This window comes from Streptomyces sp. CRCS-T-1, from assembly GCF_024442335.1.
In the GTDB taxonomy this organism is placed as follows: domain Bacteria; phylum Actinomycetota; class Actinomycetes; order Streptomycetales; family Streptomycetaceae; genus Streptomyces; species Streptomyces koelreuteriae.
This window is the reverse complement of the sequence record NZ_CP101651.1, coordinates 5,202,227-5,221,031: the sequence shown is the minus strand read 5'-3', so window position 1 is coordinate 5,221,031 and position 18,805 is coordinate 5,202,227. Positions and strand designations below refer to the sequence as shown.

15 protein-coding genes and 1 pseudogene are annotated in these 18,805 nt (G+C 69.4%); 8 read left to right on the top strand and 8 right to left on the bottom strand.

The features are described from left to right. Nucleotides 1-111: 111 nt before the first annotated feature. From NNW99_RS23710 to NNW99_RS23700, 3 genes and pseudogenes are all read left to right on the top strand, one after another. Nucleotides 112-944 (top strand): annotated as a pseudogene (locus NNW99_RS23710) (helix-turn-helix domain-containing protein). Between the two features lie 32 nt (nt 945-976). Further along, the gene (locus NNW99_RS23705; protein ID WP_215124431.1) at nt 977-1,156 is read left to right on the top strand and encodes a DUF397 domain-containing protein; all 180 of its coding nucleotides are present in this window, start codon (nt 977-979) and stop codon (nt 1,154-1,156) included. A 102-nt stretch (nt 1,157-1,258) separates the two neighbouring features. Next, nucleotides 1,259-1,786, top strand: coding sequence for a hypothetical protein (locus NNW99_RS23700; RefSeq protein ID WP_215121135.1), 528 nt, complete (start codon nt 1,259-1,261; stop codon nt 1,784-1,786). A 211-nt stretch (nt 1,787-1,997) separates the two neighbouring features. Here the strand turns inward: NNW99_RS23700 and NNW99_RS23695 are convergent, their stop codons facing one another. From NNW99_RS23695 to NNW99_RS23680, 4 genes are all read right to left on the bottom strand, one after another. Next, nucleotides 1,998-2,591: an AAA family ATPase gene (locus NNW99_RS23695; RefSeq protein WP_215121134.1), complete on the bottom strand. Its 594-nt coding sequence runs from the start codon at nt 2,589-2,591 to the stop codon at nt 1,998-2,000. A gap of 50 nt (nt 2,592-2,641) precedes the next feature. Then, nucleotides 2,642-3,013: a VOC family protein gene (locus NNW99_RS23690; RefSeq protein WP_215121133.1), complete on the bottom strand. Its 372-nt coding sequence runs from the start codon at nt 3,011-3,013 to the stop codon at nt 2,642-2,644. A gap of 86 nt (nt 3,014-3,099) precedes the next feature. After that, nucleotides 3,100-3,591 (bottom strand): MarR family transcriptional regulator, encoded by a 492-nt coding sequence (locus tag NNW99_RS23685; RefSeq protein ID WP_215121132.1) that lies wholly within the window; start codon nt 3,589-3,591, stop codon nt 3,100-3,102. A 65-nt stretch (nt 3,592-3,656) separates the two neighbouring features. After that, nucleotides 3,657-4,466, bottom strand: a complete 810-nt coding sequence (locus NNW99_RS23680) for an alpha/beta fold hydrolase (RefSeq protein WP_215121131.1) — start codon at nt 4,464-4,466, stop codon at nt 3,657-3,659. 242 nt (nt 4,467-4,708) lie between these two features. On the opposite strand from NNW99_RS23680, the gene NNW99_RS23675 reads away from it, so the two are divergent. From NNW99_RS23675 to NNW99_RS23660, 4 genes are all read left to right on the top strand, one after another. Further along, the gene (locus NNW99_RS23675; RefSeq protein ID WP_215121130.1) at nt 4,709-4,987 is read left to right on the top strand and encodes a polyprenyl synthetase; all 279 of its coding nucleotides are present in this window, start codon (nt 4,709-4,711) and stop codon (nt 4,985-4,987) included. After that, the gene (locus NNW99_RS23670) at nt 4,977-6,047 is read left to right on the top strand and encodes a polyprenyl synthetase family protein (protein ID WP_215121129.1); all 1,071 of its coding nucleotides are present in this window, start codon (nt 4,977-4,979) and stop codon (nt 6,045-6,047) included. Before NNW99_RS23675 ends, NNW99_RS23670 begins: the two co-directional genes overlap by 11 nt. A 62-nt stretch (nt 6,048-6,109) precedes the next feature. Next, nucleotides 6,110-7,306, top strand: coding sequence for an oxygenase MpaB family protein (locus NNW99_RS23665; RefSeq protein WP_215121128.1), 1,197 nt, complete (start codon nt 6,110-6,112; stop codon nt 7,304-7,306). A gap of 102 nt (nt 7,307-7,408) precedes the next feature. Next, on the top strand, nt 7,409-7,711 hold the full coding sequence (locus tag NNW99_RS23660) for a hypothetical protein (protein WP_215121127.1): 303 nt from the start codon (nt 7,409-7,411) through the stop codon (nt 7,709-7,711). Nucleotides 7,712-7,844: 133 nt separating this feature from the next. Here NNW99_RS23660 and NNW99_RS23655 read toward each other — a convergent pair whose 3' ends face one another. Beyond that, nucleotides 7,845-8,486, bottom strand: coding sequence for a hypothetical protein (locus NNW99_RS23655; RefSeq protein ID WP_251057917.1), 642 nt, complete (start codon nt 8,484-8,486; stop codon nt 7,845-7,847). Continuing rightward, nucleotides 8,483-13,447, bottom strand: a complete 4,965-nt coding sequence (locus tag NNW99_RS23650) for a ricin-type beta-trefoil lectin domain protein (RefSeq protein ID WP_215121126.1) — start codon at nt 13,445-13,447, stop codon at nt 8,483-8,485. Before NNW99_RS23650 ends, NNW99_RS23655 begins: the two co-directional genes overlap by 4 nt. A 716-nt stretch (nt 13,448-14,163) precedes the next feature. Between NNW99_RS23650 and NNW99_RS23645 the strand changes: the two genes are divergently transcribed. Beyond that, nucleotides 14,164-15,579, top strand: a complete 1,416-nt coding sequence (locus tag NNW99_RS23645; protein WP_215124429.1) for an alginate lyase family protein — start codon at nt 14,164-14,166, stop codon at nt 15,577-15,579. A gap of 238 nt (nt 15,580-15,817) precedes the next feature. Here the strand turns inward: NNW99_RS23645 and NNW99_RS23640 are convergent, their stop codons facing one another. Further along, the gene (locus tag NNW99_RS23640) at nt 15,818-17,284 is read right to left on the bottom strand and encodes an MFS transporter (protein ID WP_215121125.1); all 1,467 of its coding nucleotides are present in this window, start codon (nt 17,282-17,284) and stop codon (nt 15,818-15,820) included. Nucleotides 17,285-17,407: 123 nt separating this feature from the next. Continuing rightward, nucleotides 17,408-18,748, bottom strand: coding sequence for a DUF445 domain-containing protein (locus tag NNW99_RS23635; RefSeq protein WP_251057916.1), 1,341 nt, complete (start codon nt 18,746-18,748; stop codon nt 17,408-17,410). Nucleotides 18,749-18,805: the final 57 nt, after the last annotated feature.

The following is an 18,805-nucleotide window of genomic DNA, read 5'->3' as shown; positions in this document are numbered from 1 at the left end:
GGGAACGCATCCCGTCGTGCAATGTGCACGGCGGGATTCCCACTTCCGTGTGATTGGCAAGCACATCCCTTGGCGCAAGACTGAACGCCCGCTATTTGGAAGAAGGTTGGGATGGCCGGTTCACCGACGGCACGTCGTCGCCGTCTCTCGATCGAGCTGAAGAAGCTCCGCGAGACGAGCACCCTCACCTGCGCCCAGGTCGGTGCGGCTCCAAGGTCAACCGGATGGAAACGGGCAGCGGGCGCATCCAGCCGTCGGACATCGATGCCCTGTGTCGCTTCTACGGCACGAGCGACGAACTGCGCGAGTTCCTCAAGTCGCTGGCCCGGCAGGCAAAGGTGCGCGGCTGGTGGCAGACCCACGGTGCCGGCGTCCCCGAGTGGTTCAACATCTACATCGGTCTCGAACAGGACGCTTCCACCTTCCGCCAGTACCAGTGCGAACTCGTACCCGGCCTCATGCAGACCGATGTGTACGCGTCCGAACTCCACAAGACCGGCGCGCACATGTCCGCCGAGGACATCACCAAGGCGGTACAGGTGCGCATGGAACGCCAAGCCATGCTGCGGCGTTCGGATGCCCCTGACGCCTGGTTCGTCGTGAACGAGGGCGCGTTGCGGCACGTCATCGGGGACCGCGCGCTGATGCGAGAGCAGTTGGAACGCGTCCGGGAGGCGGCCGATCTGCCGACCGTGACCTTGCAGGTCCTTCCGTTCGACTCAGGGACCTATCCGGCCACCGGTTCGTTCACCCTGCTGGGCTTCCCGGCCCCGGAAGATCCGGACCTCGTGTATCGGGACGGCATCACGGATGCCATGTACTTGGAGGGCGAGCATCATGTCCGTGAGTACACAAAGGCGTTCGACGGTCTACGGGCCGCAGCCTCGAGTCCTCAGCGCTCGAACCAGTTGATCGAGTCGATCTTGAAGGATTACGCCCGGTGAACATAGAAGGATCCAGCGAAAGTAGCCGTCCGATGTGGTTCACGTCGTCCTACAGCAACGGCGCCGGAGGCGAGTGCGTCGAGTGTGCGCTCATCGAGGACGGTGCCTTTGTCCGTGACTCAAAGGTCGCGGCATCGCGTGTGATCGCTGTGGGAAGTGATGCTTGGCGCTCCTTCGTCCAGACCGTGAAGCACGGTGGTACTGCAGGCTGAGCGCTCGGGCGGACAAAGCCTGTCGTGTGGATGCGGGCGGTTGCGAGATCTGGCCTCCCGGCTTCTTCCCCTGCGGTCTAATGCCGTGCCATGGACGCAGGAATGGCAGCCGTCATCGGCGCAGCGATCGGCACCCTTGGAGGCGTTGGGGGCGGGTTGGTCACGGCCATGAGCCAGGGGTTTCACCAGAGACGGCAGCGGCAGATCGATCGAGAACACAACCTGGAGCAGGCGCGCCGCGATGCCTACAGCACGTGCATCAGCACCTCGAAGCAAGTGTCCGCGGCTTGGTGGAAGTTAGCAGCGACTCTGCGCCTCGACGGCAGTACGGAGGAGCAGTGGCGTGAGCCTGCGACCGGTGCCCATGCGGCATGGGCTCCCTTCAGTTCCGCGGCGGCTGAAGTCGCGGTCGTAGGACCCGCATTCGTGGCTGACGCGGCCGATGTTCTGCGACGAGCGATGTACGACTTGGACATGGCTGGGACGGCTTGGCATGAGGCTGCGCTCCAAGCCGGCACGGGCCGCCTGGAAGCGTTCGACGCGCGGTACATGCGGGCGGTTGAAGCGAAGCGCGCGCCGGGAAGCGCCTTTCAGGCGGCGGCGCGCAGGGCATTGCTCGCCGAGAACTAGATCTTGCCTCGTCGTGGCGCCTCGGGCTGCTGGTTAGCCAGGAAGTTCTCACGGCCGCCCGGTTCTTCCGAGGTTGGCGGTTCCGGGGCGGATTGCCCGGCCGGGCGGCCCAGGGGTGGGGCGGCGGGGACCGTGGGGAGGGGTGCTGCGCCGTGGCCGGGTTGCGGTTTGTGGAGCGGGGCGGCTGGCCGTGAGGGGGCCGTTGGTCGTCTCAGGCCGATGGTCCTGATCCAGCGTGGGCGGGCCCGGCCCAGCCGGTTGCCGTCAGGACTTCGTGGGCGATGTCGGCGACCCGTCGGCCGTCGGTTCGTACTCGTACCGTGTCGGACGGGGACCGTTCCTCCAGGAGGCGGGCCTTGCGGGCGCTGCTTTGGAGTTCCTTGTTCAGTTCCGAGCCCAGTTCCCGGGCTGTCAGGCGTTGGTGGGTCGTGGTGTCGGTGGCGGTGAGGAGGACTCGGGTGATGTGGACGTCCGGGCCCAGGGCTCGGTGGAAGGTGGGGGCCGTCTCGGGGAGGATGCTGAGGGTGTTGGTGTAGATCAGGCGGTGGCAGCCGAGTTGGGCGTAGTTCGTCCAGATCGCTGTGAGGTTGCGCTCTGTGATCGCCGAGAGGTGGGGGTCGTGCTGCGGGGGCGGATGGATCTGCCCCATGAAGTCGCCCTCGATGATGGCGTGGGAGATGTCGGCGGCGCGGAGTTGTGCTGCCACCTCCCACGCCACCGTCGTCTTTCCTACGCCGGCCCGGCCTCCTATGAGCAGGAGGGAGGGCGGGGTGGTGGGTTCCTGCGCGGCTTCTGTTCCGTCCATGAGGTGAGCGTGGCAGTGCCTCGTGACCGGGTGCGATTGGTTTCCGCGCGTCAGCCCAGCTCGCCGCGCTCGATGCAGAACTCGTTGCCCTCCGGGTCCGCCATGACCACCCAGCCCTTGCCGTCGGGGCGGGTGTGGTCGGCCAGTTGGGTGGCGCCGAGGGTGAGGGCGCGTTCGACCTCGGCGGTGCGGGTGCGGCCCCTGGGTTTGAGGTCGAAGTGGATCCGGTTCTTGGTTGCCTTGCCCTCTTCTACGCGAATGAAGAGCAGGCCGGGGCCGTTCGGGTCCTCGATGAGTACCTCCGAGTCGCCGGGTTTGTCGATGTCGGAGATCGGGTGGCCGAGCAGGTCGGACCAGAAGCGGGCGAGTTCGTAGGGCTCTCCCGTGCAGTCGAAGGTGATGTGGCGGATGGTCGGGTTCAAGGGTTGCAACGGTTCTCCCCCGTGGGTGCGGACGTCGGCGTGTGGTCGCGCTCCGCAGGATGGTCGGGGTGGCGGGGGCTGTCGAACTATTTTTCGGCGTCGGGGAGGTTTCCGTCGCCGCCGAGGTTGGCGACGATCCGGCGCAGGACGTTGATCGTGGTGACGAAGTCGGCCGGGTCGATGTGCTCGTGGGTCTGGTGGTGGACGCGGAGGTTGCGGGCCTTGGCGCGGAGGCGGGCCGCCTCGCCCGTATCGGTGAGGGTCATGGTGCCGGTGGTGGCGTCCTCGGTGAGCCAGCCGCGGGTGACCAGGTCGTCGTAGACCGCGTCGAAGTCGGTGCCGGCGTCGTCGTACGGGAGCAGGCGTCGGGTCAGGGTGGGGCGGGTCCAGGTGGCGGGGGTGCCGGCGGCGTGGTTGAGGGTCCACCAGTGGGGCTGGGTGAGGTCCTCGACCGCCAGTTGGGCGCGGAGGGCTCCTACGACCCTGCGGTAGGCCATGCCCGTCCATGCGCCGATCGGCTGGGCGGCCAGTTCGTCGTGGCTGTACTCCTTGGTGTCCGTGGTGGTGTCGGTGCTCATCGGTGGCCTCGCCCTCTCGTGGTTGCCTGGACGCGATCAACGTAGGACCTCGACCTTGGTTGAGGTCAACGGCCGGATTCCCAGGAGGAGATCGCCTCGTGAAGGCGGTCCGGCTGGTCCAGGTGGACGTCGTGGGAGGCGTCCGGGATGCGGGTGAGGTGGGTGGTGGGGCGGTGGGTGAGCATGGTGGTGGGCTCGTCGGGGCGCATGGTGCCGTGTTCGCCCTGGACGAGGAGGGTGGGGCAGGTGATCCGGGACCACTGGGGCCAGTAGGCGGTGGTGGCCAGTTCGGCGACCGTTGAGATGAGCGTGGCGCGGTCGAAGGTGGGGTGCCAGCCGTCTTCTCGCTGTTCCAGGGTTCTCGTCCAGGCCTCGTGGCCCAGGAAGGCCTCCGCGGCCTCCAGTGACGCGAACGGTGTCGGCCAGTTGTCCAGCCAGGTCGCGATCCATGCGGGGAGTTCCGGGGTCGGGCCCGCCGGGCCCGCTTCGACCAGGATCAGGGACCTGACCAGGTGGGGGTGGGAGGCGGCCAGCAGCATCGCCGTATGGCCGCCGAGGGACTGGCCGAGAAGGGTTACGGGGGCCAGGGCCAGTTCCTCGATCAGGGTCACGGCGTCCTGGACGTGGGCCGCGCGGGTCGTGGTCGTGGGGGTGCGGGTGCTGGCGCCGTGGCCTCGGGCGTCGTACGTCACCACGCGGTGGCCGTCGGAGAGGAGCCGGGCGGCGACCGCGTCCCACTCGCCCTGGTGGCCGGCCAGGCCGTGCAGGAGGAGGAAGGGGGCGGCGGATTCCCGCGCGGGGCGGTGGTCCCGGTAGGCGATGCGGGTGCCGTCCGGGGTGGTGAGGGTCGTGGAGGTGGTGCGGGCGGTCTTCAACTGGCCCTCCTTGAGCGGCGTGGGTCGGGCCAGCCTGTTCGTCCACGGCGGTTGCCGCCAGTCGTTTGACAGGGGGCGGGGGCGCCCCCTCCGGAGGGCCGCCCAGCCGCGATTCGTACGGCCGGACGGTTACGTCACTCGATCGTGAGTTCCTCCGCCCTCGCGGCTCGCGGGAGTCGATGCTCGAAGGGGCGGCGCATGACCAGTGCTGCCCGGATGTTCATCGTCGGGTGGGGGATGACATGACGCGAGAAGCGGAACGTTGCCGTGGCCTGGAGGGGCAGGCCGTGTTGCTGGCGGCAGGGCTGGCCGATCTGGCGGTGAGTACGGTCGGGTCGGCCGTGGGGACGGTACGGGGGTTGCTGCGCCGTTCCGATGGCGCGGAGCTGGCGGCGGAGGCCGAGCACGAGCTGGTGGCGCGGGGGCGGCTGGCGTTGGACCGGTACGCGGCCGTGCCGCCCGCCCACCTGGAGATTCTCGCCCGGCACGCCCAGGCCCGGAAGGCCGCCGGTGGGGTCTGACCGGTGGGAGCCGGCCGCGTTCAAGGTCCGTGTCGACGAGGTGCTGCGGGGGTTCGTCGCCGAGGAGGCCGATGCGTTCGCCGCGATCGATCCGGTGCTCGCGGGTGTGGCCGAGAGCCTGGAGGCGGCGGTCGCGGACGGCAAGCGGCTGCGGGCGGCCTTCTGCTACTGGGGGTGGCGTGCGGCGGGGCAGCCGGACAGTGACGCGCTGGTGCGGGCGGCGGCCTCCATGGAGCTGGTGCATGCCGCGGCCGTGGTGCACGACGACCTGATCGACGACAGTCCGCTGCGGCACGGGCGGCCGACGGTGCATGTCGCGCTGCGGGGTGCTGTCGGGAGCCGGCCGGACGCCGATGCCGCCGCCCGGTCGCTGGCGATGCTGGTGGGTGATCTGCTGATGGCGCTGGCCGGGCAGTTGTTCGCCACCAGTGGGCTGCCCGCCGCGTATCTCGTCCGGGCGCGGCCGTTGTGGTCGCTGATGGCCCGCGAGCTGATCGCGGGCGAGTGTCTCGAGATCCTGCGCACCGGGGCCGGTCCGGACACGGCTGTCTCACTGAAAGTGATCCGGTACAAGACCGCCAAGTACACCGTCGAGCAGCCCCTGCTCATCGGCGGCGTCCTGGCCGGAGCGGGCTCGCGGCTGCGCGAGGGCTACTCCGCGTACGGGCTGCCGCTGGGCGAGGCGTTCCAGCTCCGGGACGATCTGCTCGGCCTGTTCGGGGACCCGGACCACACCGGCAAGGCCAACGCCGACGATGTGCGCGGGCGGCGGCCCACGGCCCTGCTGGCGGAGACATGGCGGCTGGCCGGGGTGGAGGAGCGGGAGTTGCTGCGTGCCCTGCTGGGCCGGGACGACCTGGACTCGGAGGGGCTGGACGCGCGGGAGCTGGACGCCGTACGGGAGGTGATGTGCCGGCTGAAGGCGCCCGACCGTATCGAGGACATGATCAGCGCGCGGGTCGAGGAGGCGCTCGATGCCCTCCACGGGCTGGATGTGCCGACGCCCTCCGCCGCCGCGCTGACCGCGCTCGCGCATTCGGCGGCGGTCCGGCTGTTCTGACCGGCCGCCTTACCGGGGCGGCGGCGAGTGGATGGCACAAGTGGATGACAAGGAGCCCTGCCATGACCTGGACCGAGGCAACCGAGGCAACCGAGGCAACCGAGGCAACCGAGGCATCGATGGACGCGCTGCGGCAGGCCGGTGACGAACTCGCCGACGCCACCGTCGCCACGCTCTTCGAACGCGGGGAGGTGGGCAAGTTCAACACCTTGATGCGGTACGTCTCCTCGGCCGGCGCTCCCCTGCCGGACGGGTTGCCCGATGTCGCCCGCGAGTATCTGGAGAGCACCCGCACCCCTCCGGCCTGGGTGGACTGGGGGGAGATGGAGAAGGCCCGGCTCTTCTTCATCGACAACAACGTGCACATCTCCACCGCGCTGTCCTTCGCCTCCATGCCCGCCTGCTACCTCGTCCCGCATGTGGCGAAGCTGCTGTCGGCGACGCACGGGCTGAAGTACCCCTCCAAGCGGATGGCGGAGACCGGGCAGTTCACGGTCTATCTGATGCAGCCCGACGCCTTCGAGGCCGGCGGTCGCTTTGTCCCGGCAGCCCAGAAGGTGCGCCTTCTGCACGCGTCCATCCGCCATCACCTCGTCCGCGAGAACCGCTGGGACACCGAGGCCCTTGGGACACCGATCTGTCAGGAGGACATGATCGGCGGGCAGATGTTCTTCTCCATGCTCGTCCTGGACAGCCTGCACCGCCTCGGCATCCACATGTCGGAGGAGGGCGCGGACGCCTACTACTACGCGTGGCGCGTCGTCGGCGCGATGCTCGGCGTCGACCAGGACGCGGTGCCCCACACCCTGGAGGAGGCCCGCCGGTTCCTCGACCTGTACATGGTCCGGCACATGGGGCCCTCCGAGGAGGGGACGCATCTGACCCGGCAGTTGATCGACCTCTACGAGGAGGTGGTGCCCGGCACTTTCTTCGACCCGATCGTGTCCGCCCTCATCCGCTACCTCGTCGGCGACACCAGCGCCGACTGGCTGCAGGTGCCGCGCACCTCGTGGGACACCGTCGTGAAGGCCGCGCCGCATCTGCTGGGCGTGCTGGAGAGCATCGAGGACCACTCCCCCTTCGGCGCCTGGGCCCTGGACCGTCTCGGCCATCTCACCAGCGTGCTGGAGCTGTCCACCCTCACCCGGGGACGCGTCATGCACTACGCGATCCCCGAGCAGCTCAGGAAGGACTACGGCGTCTCCAGCGCGGTGCCGCGCACCAACCGGTGGGCTCCGCCCGCTCCCACGCTCTTCTGACGCCCCGTTCCGGGCCCCACCGGCTCGGGATCGGTGCCGGGGAACGGCCGCCGACCTGCGGAGCTAGCCTTGGCATCCGCACGAGTACAGCAGGAGGCAGGTATGGCGAGGGTTCCCAGCGCGGTGGTCGCCGCGAGCGGGCTGGTCGGCGGGTACGGGGTTGCCCGTTGGACCAGGCAGCGGCCGCTTGGCGGGGCCGTGCTCGCGGTCGCCGGGGCGACGGCCGCGCGGCAGTGGCGGGAGCAGGCCGGCGGGGTGGCCGCGGGGGCGTTGTCGGCCGCGTACATCGCCGCCTTCGCCGGGTCTCATCCGCTGGCCAAGAGGGTGGGCGCCTGGCCCGCCGTGTTCGGCGTGGCGGGGGCTGTGGCCGTGGCGTCGTGGGTCGTGGCCGACCGGCGCGGCTGAGCCGCCCCGCCCGGCAGCGGGTACAGCAAAGAACCCGGCCCTGAATCCCAGGGCCGGGTTCTTGTTGTGGAGCGCCGGGCAGGCCTTGCGGGAGTGCGGGCCTTCTCCGGGTCGGGCAGTGCGCTGCCGTGCGTCAGTCCGTGTCGACGGACTGCAGCGTTCCGTCGTCGACGACGAGCTCGTGGTAGCCGAAGCGCCCACCGAGTTCGTGGTAGCGCTCGTACTGGGACGCCGTGACGGGAACGAGGTGTGCTTTGAGGACCCGCAGGAAGAATCGGAACCCGAGGTCGGGATCGACCTCGACGACGACCTGCTCGAGCGCGGCCATCACCTCCGCCCCGCCGGCGCCTACCGCGACCTCCGCGGTCGGCGTGACCTCCCGGATCTCCTCGAGGACCTCCTGCTTCAGTGGCCCGTCCACGGGGGACGCCGGCGAAGCAGGAGCAAAGGACGGCTCGGCGCGGTGCATTCGATCGAGGGCGATTCGGACGATGTCGCGCAGCCAGGCACGCCCGTCGAGCCACATGCCGTCCGGATCGTACGGAAGTCCGATCGCCGCCCGCCACAGGAGCTCGATCGTCCGGGTGGGCAGCGGTGACTCCAGCAGACGACGAGCATCCTCCACGAGAGTGGCCGCGTAGACGCCGTCCCCCCAGTCAGCGGCGCCTGTGACGATCTCCTCCGGCGTCGCCTCGTTGACCCAGGGGCCGGCGAACCACTTGGTGAGTCCGCTGAGGCCGAAGTCGATCCAGATGTCCTGCCGTTCCGCCGTCACGTGGTGGGCTTCTTTCCCTTGGGGTACGAGGTGTACACCATGTAGCCCGGTTTGTGTGGGGACCTCTTGAGTGTGATGGACACGATGTTCTGGGCCGGCCAGCTGTCACCGGTGTGGTGGTAGACGGTCCCCAGAGACGCTGTGTCGTCGAGTGTCACCTCGAACGAGAGGAGGTGTGTGGGGCTCTCGGTATCCTTCGGGGTTTCTTTCATCCACTTGTCGAGCCGCTGCCGGTTCGCACCGTTCTGCTTCTTGGACATGCCCGTCAGCCACTTCTTCATCGCCTCGTCGACGGCGGCCTGGGCCGTGTCCAGATCCTTCCAGACACCGGTCATACCAGGGCTGTTGGGGTTCTTGGCGATATCGGCCTTGGCCTTGTTGGTCGCCCTCTCCGGAGTGGTTTCGACGTGGTCCTTGATGGTGTGGGCTCCGCGGTCGCCCTCGTGCAGGCGCAGGTTCAGACAGTTGTGGACCAGGACATCCCTGGTCGGGACGCCCGCCGTCCCCTCCGTACCCACGTAGAAGGTGTGCAGCTTGTCGACCGTCAGGTCGTAGACCGCGCGGGGTGCCAGACCTGACCGGTCGCGCAGCGCGCTGACGACACGGGACGTGCCGTCCGGCTGGCGCAGCCGATCGCCGGTCCGCAGGTCGGCGACGAACGTCCAGCCTCGCCCGTCCACGTATATCCGGTGTCCGGCGGTGCTGGTCAGGCTGGTGCCGCCGGCAAGGGAGACATCGACGAGGCGCCGAGTGCCGTGCCGAAACGTATTCGTCACCGGCTGCGGCGCGTGGACACCCGTCTCGGGATCCGTCGCCAGGACCAGGTCGCCCTCTCGAACCGAGCTGATCTGCCGACGGCTTCCGTCCGCCATCAGCACAAGGGTGTCCGCCGGGAAGCTGTTGACGCGGCAGCTCGACAAGGCGTCTTCGACGATGTTGGCCTGCCGCTCGAGGGCCGCCAGCGAACCGGGGTCGATGTCCAGGTTCTTCAGGGCCTTGTAGGCGTCGGCAACGCCCACGCCGGTCCGCAGCGCGGCGTCCAGGGCGATGAGTGCGTCGGCGATCTTGGCGAACGCCTTGCCGGGGATGAAGTTGCTCGCCGCCCACGCGCAGCCGCTGGCGCTTCCGTGCCAGCAGTCGACGAAGTCCTGGACCAGGACCGCCTTCAGGATCTGGTAGACGACGGTCTGCTTGATCAGGTCGAGCTTGCTGAAGTACTGGGTGACATCCTTCTTCAGCCCTGTGAGGTGCTCGGTCTTGACCAGGATCGTGTCCGCCGCCGCACAGCCGGATGCTGTGGCCGGCACCTCGGGATCAGTGCACAGGAAGAAGTCGACTGTCGCGTTGAACGTGACCTTGAACGTGACGGTGCAGCCCTCGAAGCCGATCTCGATGACGCAGTCGTTCTGCTGTTTGGCGTCGGTGATCTCGACGCTGCTGTCGTCGACGACGTACCAGGTGCCGCCGATGCCGGTGCCCGCGCCTGACGCGACCTGCTGGTTGGCCTGCTTGCGTGCCGCGGACTCCGCGGCTTCCTGTGCCTCCTTGGCGTACTTCAGCGCGTCCTTGGCCGCTTGTTCGGCTTCGGTCGCGGCGGTGTCGGCGCGGTCCGCGGCGGCGCGGGCGTCCTTCGCGGCCTGTTCGGCCTCGGAGGCGGCCGTGCGGGCGGCTTCGGCGTCGAGCGCTGCCTGGTCGGCGGAGTCGCGGGCGTCCTTGGCGTGGCCTTCGGCGCGGCCGGCTGCCTTGTCGGCGGCTTCGGCGTCCTCGGTGGCCTGCCGGTTGTACTCGATGGTGCGGGCCAGAGACGCCGTCGCCTTGGATGCGGCCTTGGCGGCGTCGGCGGCGTATCCGAGTGCCTCCTTGGAGTAGGTGCGAGCGGTGGCCGCGTGTCCGGCGGCGTTGGCGGCGTGCTGGTACGCGGCCTTGGCGTCGCCGGTCGCCTGCTCGGCGAGGTTCTTCGCCGCGGCTGCCTCCGCCTGTGCGTTCTCGGCGTGGGCATCGGCGACGGCCTGCTGCTGCTCGGCGAGCGACTTCGACGCCTGCCCGGTCAGCACGACCAGGCCGGCGGCCGAGTCGGTGGTGACGTAGGGGGAGCCGAGTTCGATCGCGTCGTTGGCCGGCTTGGCGACCTGGACGGCGGCGTTGCCCGCGTCGACGGCGGCCTGCGCCGTGACGTGGGCGAAGCCTGCGGCCTTCGCCGAGGCGACCAGGGCCTTGGCGGCCTCCTTGTTCGCCTCGTCCGCCTGGGACTTGGCGGTCTTGGCCAGCTTCTCCGCCTCGTCCGCCAGCTCGACGGCCGTCTTGGCCTCGGAGGAGGCGTGCTCGGATGCCTTGATGGCGTCCGCCGCGGCGCTGGTGGCTGTCTTCACCGCTGCGTCGGACTTCAGCTTGGCGGCGTGTGCGGCATCCGCGTGGGAGCGGGCCCGCTTGGCGGCCGCTTCGGCGCGGGTGGCCGCGGCGTCCGCCTCGGCCGCTGCCTCGGTGGCCGCGTCCGCGGAGGCCCGGGCGCGGCCGGCTGCCGCCTCGGCGTCATCCGCGTGCCCGGCAGCCGCGTCCGCTGCCGCTCTGGACTCCTTGGCGTTGCTGTCGGACTCGTGGGCCTGGGCGAACGCCTCCTTGGCGTCCGCCTTGGCGCGGGCGGCGTCCGCCTTCTGCTCGGCGTCCCAGGCGTCGTCGCGCAGATCGCGGGCCTTGTCACGGGCCTTGACCGCGTCGTTCTTGCGCGCGACCGCGGTCGCCTCGGCGGCTTCGGCCTTGTCCTTGGCGTCCTTGGCGTTCGCCGCCTCGGCCTGGGCGTCCTGCTTGTGCCGGGCTGCCTCGGCCTGCTTGGCCTCGGCGGTCTCCTTCTCCGCCTTGGCTGTCTTCTCCTCGGCCTCGGCGGCCAGACGCTCTGCGTGGGCCTTGGCGGCGGCCGACTTGGCGTCGCCCTCGGCCTTCAGCGCCTCGGCGAGCTTGGCCTCCGCGGTCTCCTTGTCCTTCTTGGCGTTGTCGCGGTGCACCTTCGCCGCGTCGGCCGCGGCCTTCGCCTGCAGCTCCGCGGCATGGGCCGCCTCCTTGCGGAACTCGGCCTTCGACTGCGCGGCCTGGGCGAGAGCGCGCTGGGCGATGGTCGCGCTGTCACCCGCAGACGCCCGGGTCGCCGCCTCGGCGGTCTCAGCGGCCTTCACCATCGCCGTCAGCGCCGCCACCGACCCCTTGGTGACCTGCGCCTTTTGCTGGCCGACCAGCAGCCCACGGCCCCGCGGCGCACCAGCGGCATCCGCGATGCCGTACGCGGCCTGCTCGGCCGTATCGGAGGCGGTGGCCGCCTTCTTGGCGTTCTCGAGCTGGGTCTTGAGCGTGGCCAGGTACTTCTTCGCCGCCGCCTGGGCGTCGGTGACGACCTTCTTCGCCTTGTCGAACTCGGCCTTCTCCGGATACAGGGGACTGTCCGTGCCCTTGTGACCGGACGGCTTGATCAGGAACTTCTGTGAGGCGGCGACCTTGCAGTCCCACAGTCGCGCGTCCGTGCTCTTGGTGAACGCGCTCAGGTCCAGGCACTTGCCCGTGCTCACGCTTTTCAGAGGCGCGGTGGCACGGACGTCGCCCTTCCACGACTGCCCCTTGGACTTGTAGCAGTCATAGATCTGGATCTTCGTGCCGTTCGCCGACGCGTTCCCGGCCACGTCCAGGCATCTTTGGGAGCCGACGTTGCGGAAGTAGAGGTTGTCCTCGCTGCCCTCCAGCGTCCACTGCTGGGCCGCGCCGCCGTTGCAGGTGTAGATCTGCACGGGCGTGCCATTGGCTTCCTTGCCGCCCGCGACGTCCAGACAGTTGCCCGCCGCGCCCGGCACCTGGATCGCTACAGGGCTGTCGCCGATCCACCCCAGGCCGCCGGCAGAGTAGTAGTCCTGCCACCGGGTGGCGTAGTCCGCGAGCCACGACTGGCCCAGGACCTGCCCCAGGGTGAACGTGCCCTCCTGCAACGCCTTCGTCGCCGTGACGTTGGCACCAAGGATCTGCTGGCGCTGCGTGGCCTGCGAGGCGATCTCCTGCTGCCACTCGGCGGACGCTTGCGCCACCTCCTTGCCCAGAACCCGGTTCGGGTCGATCGGAGCGTGCCAGGAACACGAGGCGAAGCGGGCCTTCAGATCCTCGACCGCGACGCGGTACTCCGGGGTGTCCGCGGCCGGGGCCGTGCGAGGGAATCCTCCGGAGCCCAGGAAGATACGAGCGTCATCGGCGAACACCCTGGGAACGAACAACTCGTTGGGCTCGATCTTCCCCGAGTTCTTCTTCCAGACCTTCCACGCCTGCTGTTCCTGCGGTGTCCCCCCGGAGGTGTACTGCGGGTCACCGATCGCGAGCGCGGCGGCCTTCGTCTTGTCGTCAGCGGTGGGCGACGGCTCGTAGAACGGGGAGAACAAGTCGATCGACTTGCTGTACGACTGCCACAACCACGGAACCAGACCGGTCTTGTCGAAGACCTCGAACTCTCCGGGCGGCTCGTCAGGGTAGGAGCTCAGGCCCATGACGGTTTTGGCAAACGCCAACTCCTGGTCATTGGCCTTCTTGAGCCACTGGTCGCTGCTGGCGCTGTCCGCGTAGGAGGCCTGGTGCAGGGGAGAGTTGTTGTCGGTGAGGTCCCGCTTGAGTTTCTGGTGGAGCTGGTCGGGAGGCAGCCCGATGGAGTTCTGCGCGAGGGCGAACAGATTGGGCCCGCCCTTGCGCAGGGCATCGACGGCCACACACTGATCCTCGCGCAGCTGCTCAGCCGCCTTGGTGTCGAACCCGTCGTACGAGTCGCCCGACGCGGCGACAGGAGCGGTGCGCTCTTCGAAGCCCCGGCCGAGCAGGCCGGGCTGAACGGCCAGGCCACTGAGAACGGCCAGGGCCGCGACGGACGTGACAGCCGAACCTAACGCTGTGGACCTACGTGAGCAGGGGTTGAACAACCCCGGTCTGAATCGCAAAGGGGGCATCCTTCATGGCAAGGGATGACGGTGGGTGGGGCCGCCGTGGAGGCGTGGGGCGAGTGGGTCAGCCCGGACAGCAGCGAGCGAGTAGGCGTTTCAGTGAGCCGGCATCACGGCATGACGAACCGTCTCTCCCCCGCGGCGACGCCCCGCGGGGCCACCAATGATGTGCGCGCGCGACCACAGGGGTGGTTCAAGCCCCTCACGCTGCATACGCGGCGGCCAACTTAGCCACAGGTCAGCCGGGCACGGCAAGCGCTGCCCGCGGCGCCCGGACGTCCAGCGGGAAGTCGTTTGCGCGGCGCGGCAGGTGCAAATGTCGAGCTCACAGCAGGGACTCACATGTGTGAGACACGTAAAGAAAGCGTGCAGACTCCGACGAACCTCAGCCAAAGTTTGTCCGAAAGCTACTTACTCGCCGGTAGTCCGGTGAGGTCGCGCGCACAGCAAAGAACCCGGCCCTGAATCCCAGGGCCGGGTTCTTGTTGTGGAGCGCCGGGCAGGCCTTGCACCTGCATTTCCCCGCAGGAAGCGGGGCGTCTTTCCTTGGACCACCAACGCACGATCCTTCGGCCGGAGTTCCGGCGGCCGGATGCAGATCAACTGTACCGCAGTTTTTGTTATCGCCGTCACCACCCGCCGTCTCCTCAGCGTCCCCCACAGGCACGCGACTTACGACGCTGAGGTACGACGACGTGACACGACAGATCAGCCGCCGGAGCATGTTGAAAGCAGCGGGTGCGGCGGGCGCCGGTATCGGAATCGGTACGGTCGCCCTCGCGGCCCCGGCCTCCGCCGCCGACGCCCCCTTCGCCCACCCGGGGTTGCTGCACACGCGGGCCGACCTGGACCGTATGGCGGCGAAGGTGAAGGCGGGCGCGAGGCCCTACGCGGCCGGGTTCGCCAAGCTCACCGCCAACCGGCACGCGCAGAGCGACTGGCGGGCCGATCCGCAGGCGACGGTGTATCGCGGGGCGGGGTCGCCCCAGAACTACGCGGCCCTCTACAACGACATCCATGCCGCCTACCAGAACGCCCTGCGGTACCACGTCAGCGGCGAGGAGGCGCATGCCGAGACCGCCGTGGCGATCCTGAACGCCTGGTCGGGGAAGCTGACGTCGATCCAGGGCTCGGCCGATCGGTTTCTGGCGGCGGGGTTGTACGGGTATCAGTTCGCCAACGCGGCGGAACTCGTGCGTGACCGCGACGACTTCGAGCTCGGGCGGGCTCAGGAGCTGCTGTCGGATGTCTTCTTTCCGCTCAGTGACGACTTCCTGAGGCATCACAACAACGCGGTCGTCACCAACTACTGGCCCAACTGGGATCTGACGGCCCTCGCCTGTGTGCTCGCGACCGGGATCTTCTGCGACGACCGGGCGGCGGTCGGGCGGGCCGTGGAGTACTTCAAGCACGGGGACGGGATGGGGTCGGTTCGGCATGCCATTCCCGTCGTGCACGAGGACGGGCTCGCGGAGTGGGTCGAGGCCGGGCGCGATCAGGGGCATGCGCTGCTCGGGGTCGGGCTGATGGGCACGGTGTGCGAGATGGCGTGGAACCAGGGCATCGATCTGTACGGCTACGACGACAGCCGGTTCCTCAAGGGCGCGGAGTATGTGGCCAAGTGGAGCCTCGGGGGTGATGTTCCGTATACGGCCAACACGCGGAGGAAGGGGGCGATCGGGGGGTGGTCGGGGAGTGAGACGGCATCCGACGCGGCGGCGGTGGATCCGGGGATGACCCGGCCCATCTGGGCGATGATCGCCCAGCACTACACCAAGCGGCGGGGGTTGTCGGCGTCGTATGTGACACGGGCTGCGGCGAAGGCTGCGCCGGAGGGTGGGGGTGGGGATTACGGGCCCAACAGTGGGGGGTTCGACCAGCTTGGGTTCGGGACGTTGGCGTTTACGCGGGGGCGGGCGGACGACGGGTCTACGGGGGCGCGTCCGAGTCCGGCGGCGTCCGGTGGGGCCGGTGGGGACCGACCGCAGGGGGCGGCAGGTGCCGCTGTGTCCCACGGTGGGGAACGTGACCTCGCTGCCACCGGGGGCGGGAGTGGGGTCGGGTGGGTTGCGGCGGCCGGTGTTGCGGCTGTGGGGGGTGGGGTGCTGATGCTTCGGCGGCGGGGTGGGGCCAAGTAGGTGCTGGTGCGTTGCGGGGGTGCTGCGGGTTGAGGCTGAGGCGCGGGTGGGCGCGCAGCCCGGCGCGGCGGGGTGCCGCTGCGCCCACCCGTGCCGCCCCTAGCGGCACGCATGCCCGCAGCTAGGGCAGTTGGGCGAGCCCGCAGCCAAGGCGGCAGTGCGGCGGGCCCCAGCCAGGGCGGTACCCCAAGCCCGCAGCCCCGCGAACCGCCGCTCGCAGCCCCGGCACCCACGCCCGCTACGACTTCTCCGCCGCCGCAGCCGTCAGCGGCTTCGCGATGTCCTCCAAGGACCGCCGCTCCGCCTTCACCGCGAGGATCGCCGCCGCCAGCCCCGCCAGGCACATCAGCGCCGCCCCGATCTGGAAGGCGAGGGCTGTGTCGGCGACCTTGCCGGTGGCTGTGAGGTCGGCGAAGAGGAGGGGGCCGCTGATGCCGCCGGCGGCTGTGCCGATGGCGTAGAAGAAGGCGATGGACATGGCGCGGGTCTCCATCGGGAAGACCTCGGACACCGTCAGGTAGGCGCTGGAGGCTCCCGCCGAGGCGAAGAAGAGGACCGCGCACCAGCAGGCCGTCATGGTGCTCGCGCTGAGGGAGCCCTGGTCGAAGAGCCAGGCCGTGCCGAAGAGGAGCAGGCCGGAGAGCAGGTAGGTGCCGGAGATCATGATCCGGCGGCCGACCGTGTCGAAGAGTTTGCCGAGGAGCAGCGGGCCGAAGAAGTTGCCGAGTGCGATGACGGCGAAGTAGTAGCCGGTGTTGCCGCTCGGGACGTCGAAGAACGTCGTGAGGATCGCGCCGAAGCCGAAGGTGATCGCGTTGTAGAGGAAGGCCTGGCCGATGAAGAGGGCGAAGCCGAGGATCGCGCGGCGGCGGTAGTCGGACAAGACGGTGCGGCCGATCTCCAGGAAGGAGACGCTGCGGCGCTGGTGGATGGTGATCTCGCCCTCGGGGGCCGGGAGCGGCTCACCCCGTTCTTCTTCGATGGTGCGTTCGATGGAGGAGACGATGCGTTCCGCCTCGTCGTCGCGGCCGTGGATCAGCAGCCAGCGGGGGCTCTCCGGGACGTGCCGGCGGACCAGCAGGATCACCAGGGCCAGGACCGCGCCGAGCGCGAAGGTCAGGCGCCAGCCGACGTTCGCCGCGAAGATGTCGGTGTCCAGCGCGACGATCGACAGCAGGGAACCTCCGACCGCGCCCAGCCAGAAGCTGCCGTTGATCATCAGGTCGGTGCGGCCCCGGTACTCCTTGGGGATCAGCTCGTCGATCGCGGAGTTGATGGCCGCGTACTCGCCGCCGATGCCGAAGCCGGTGAGGAAGCGGAAGAGGAAGAACCACCAGGTGTCGAAGGAGATGGCGGTCAGCGCCGTCGCCCCCAGATACACCGCCAGGGTGATCATGAAGAGCTTCTTGCGGCCCCATTTGTCGGTGAGGCGGCCCCAGAACAGGGCGCCGATGCAGGCTCCGGCCACATACAGGGCGGCCGCCATGCCGGTGACCTGGCCGGAGGTGATGGGCAGGCCGCTGTCGGGCTCCGACAGGCGGCTGGCGATGTTGCCGACGACGGTGACTTCGAGGCCGTCGAGGATCCACACGGTGCCGAGGCCGAACACGATCGTCCAGTGCCAGTGCGACCACGGGAGGCGGTCGAGGCGGGCGGGGATGTCGGTGGTGATGGTTCGGCCGGTCCCGGCCTGCGCAGTGCCCATGGGCCCCCTCCTCATCGAGCGGAACCCGGTTCGAGTGCCCTGACCGGGCCTTCTTACGCCCGAAGCAGGACGCCCCGGACCGAACCCGTCGCACCCGGGGCGCCCCACCCACAGCCCTGCGCCCTACGCCCCCAGCGCGTGCGACACCGTATAGATCAGCAGCCCCGCCAGCGATCCCACCACCGTGCCGTTGATCCGGATGAACTGGAGGTCGCGGCCGATGTTCGCCTCGATCTTGCGTGTGGTGTGCTCGGCGTCCCAGCTCGCCACGGTGTCCGTGATCAGGGAGGTGATCTCCTTGCGGTAGGTGGTGACGACGTAGACGGCCGCGTCCTCCACCCACTTGTCGACCTTGTCCTGCACCTTGCGCTCGGCCGCCATCCGGGAGCCGAGCGACAGCAGCGAGGACCGGACGCGCAGCCGCAGCTCGCTGCGCTCGTCCTCCGCCGCGGCGACGATCATGGATCGTACGGCCGTCCAGGCGCTGGCGATGAGGTCCTGGACCTCGCCGCGGCCCAGCACCTCGCCCTTGAGCCGCTCGACGCGGGCGCGGGTCTCGGTGTCGGACTGGAGATCGGAGGCGAAGTCGGTGAGGAAGCGGTCGAGGGCGCCGCGCGCGGGGTGGGCGGGCATGTCGCGCATCTCGGTGACGAAGCGCAGCAGCTCCTTGTAGACGCGCTCGCCGACCTTCTTGTCGACGAACTTCGGGGTCCAGCCGGGGGCGCCGCCCTGCACGGCGTCCATCACGGAGTCGCTGTGCAGGACCAGCCAGTCGTGCGCGCGGGTGACGACGAGGTCGACGACGCGTTTGTGGCCGCCGTCGGCGACGACCTTCTCCAGCATCTTGCCGATGCCGGGCCCGATCTCCTGGGCGTTGGCGCGCCGGGTGATGGCCTCGCCGACGACGGCCTGGACATCGGAGTCGCGCAGGACGGTCAGGGCGCCGCGCAGGGCGGTGGAGAGCTCCGCCGTGACCCGGTCGGCGTGCTCGGGGACGGCGAGCCAGGCGCCGAGGCGGCTGCCGATGCCGACGGCGCGCAGCCGCTGCCGTACGACGCCCTCGGAGAGGAAGTTCTCGCCGACGAACTCGCCGAGGGAGACGCCGAGCTGGTCCTTCTTGGTGGGGATGATCGCGGTGTGCGGGATGGGGATGCCGAGGGGGTGGCGGAAGAGGGCGGTGACGGCGAACCAGTCGGCGAGCGCGCCGACCATGCCGGCCTCGGAGGCGGCGGCGACATAGCCCGCCCAGGGGCCGGCGCCGGAGTTCTGGGCCCACTTGGCCAGGATGTAGACCACGGCCACGAACAGCAGGAGACCGGTGGCGGTGAGTTTCATCCGGCGTACGCCGCGCTGTTTCTCCTCGTCCGCCGGGCTGAAGCTCGTCATCGCACGGTTCACGGCGGGGCCGGGGCGGGCATGCTGCCCCTCGACGCCGCCCTTTTCTTCCACTTTCATCCGTTCCATCCGCTCCACCCGCTCGGTGATCCCGCACACATTGTCCCTTCCTGACCGACTACTGGA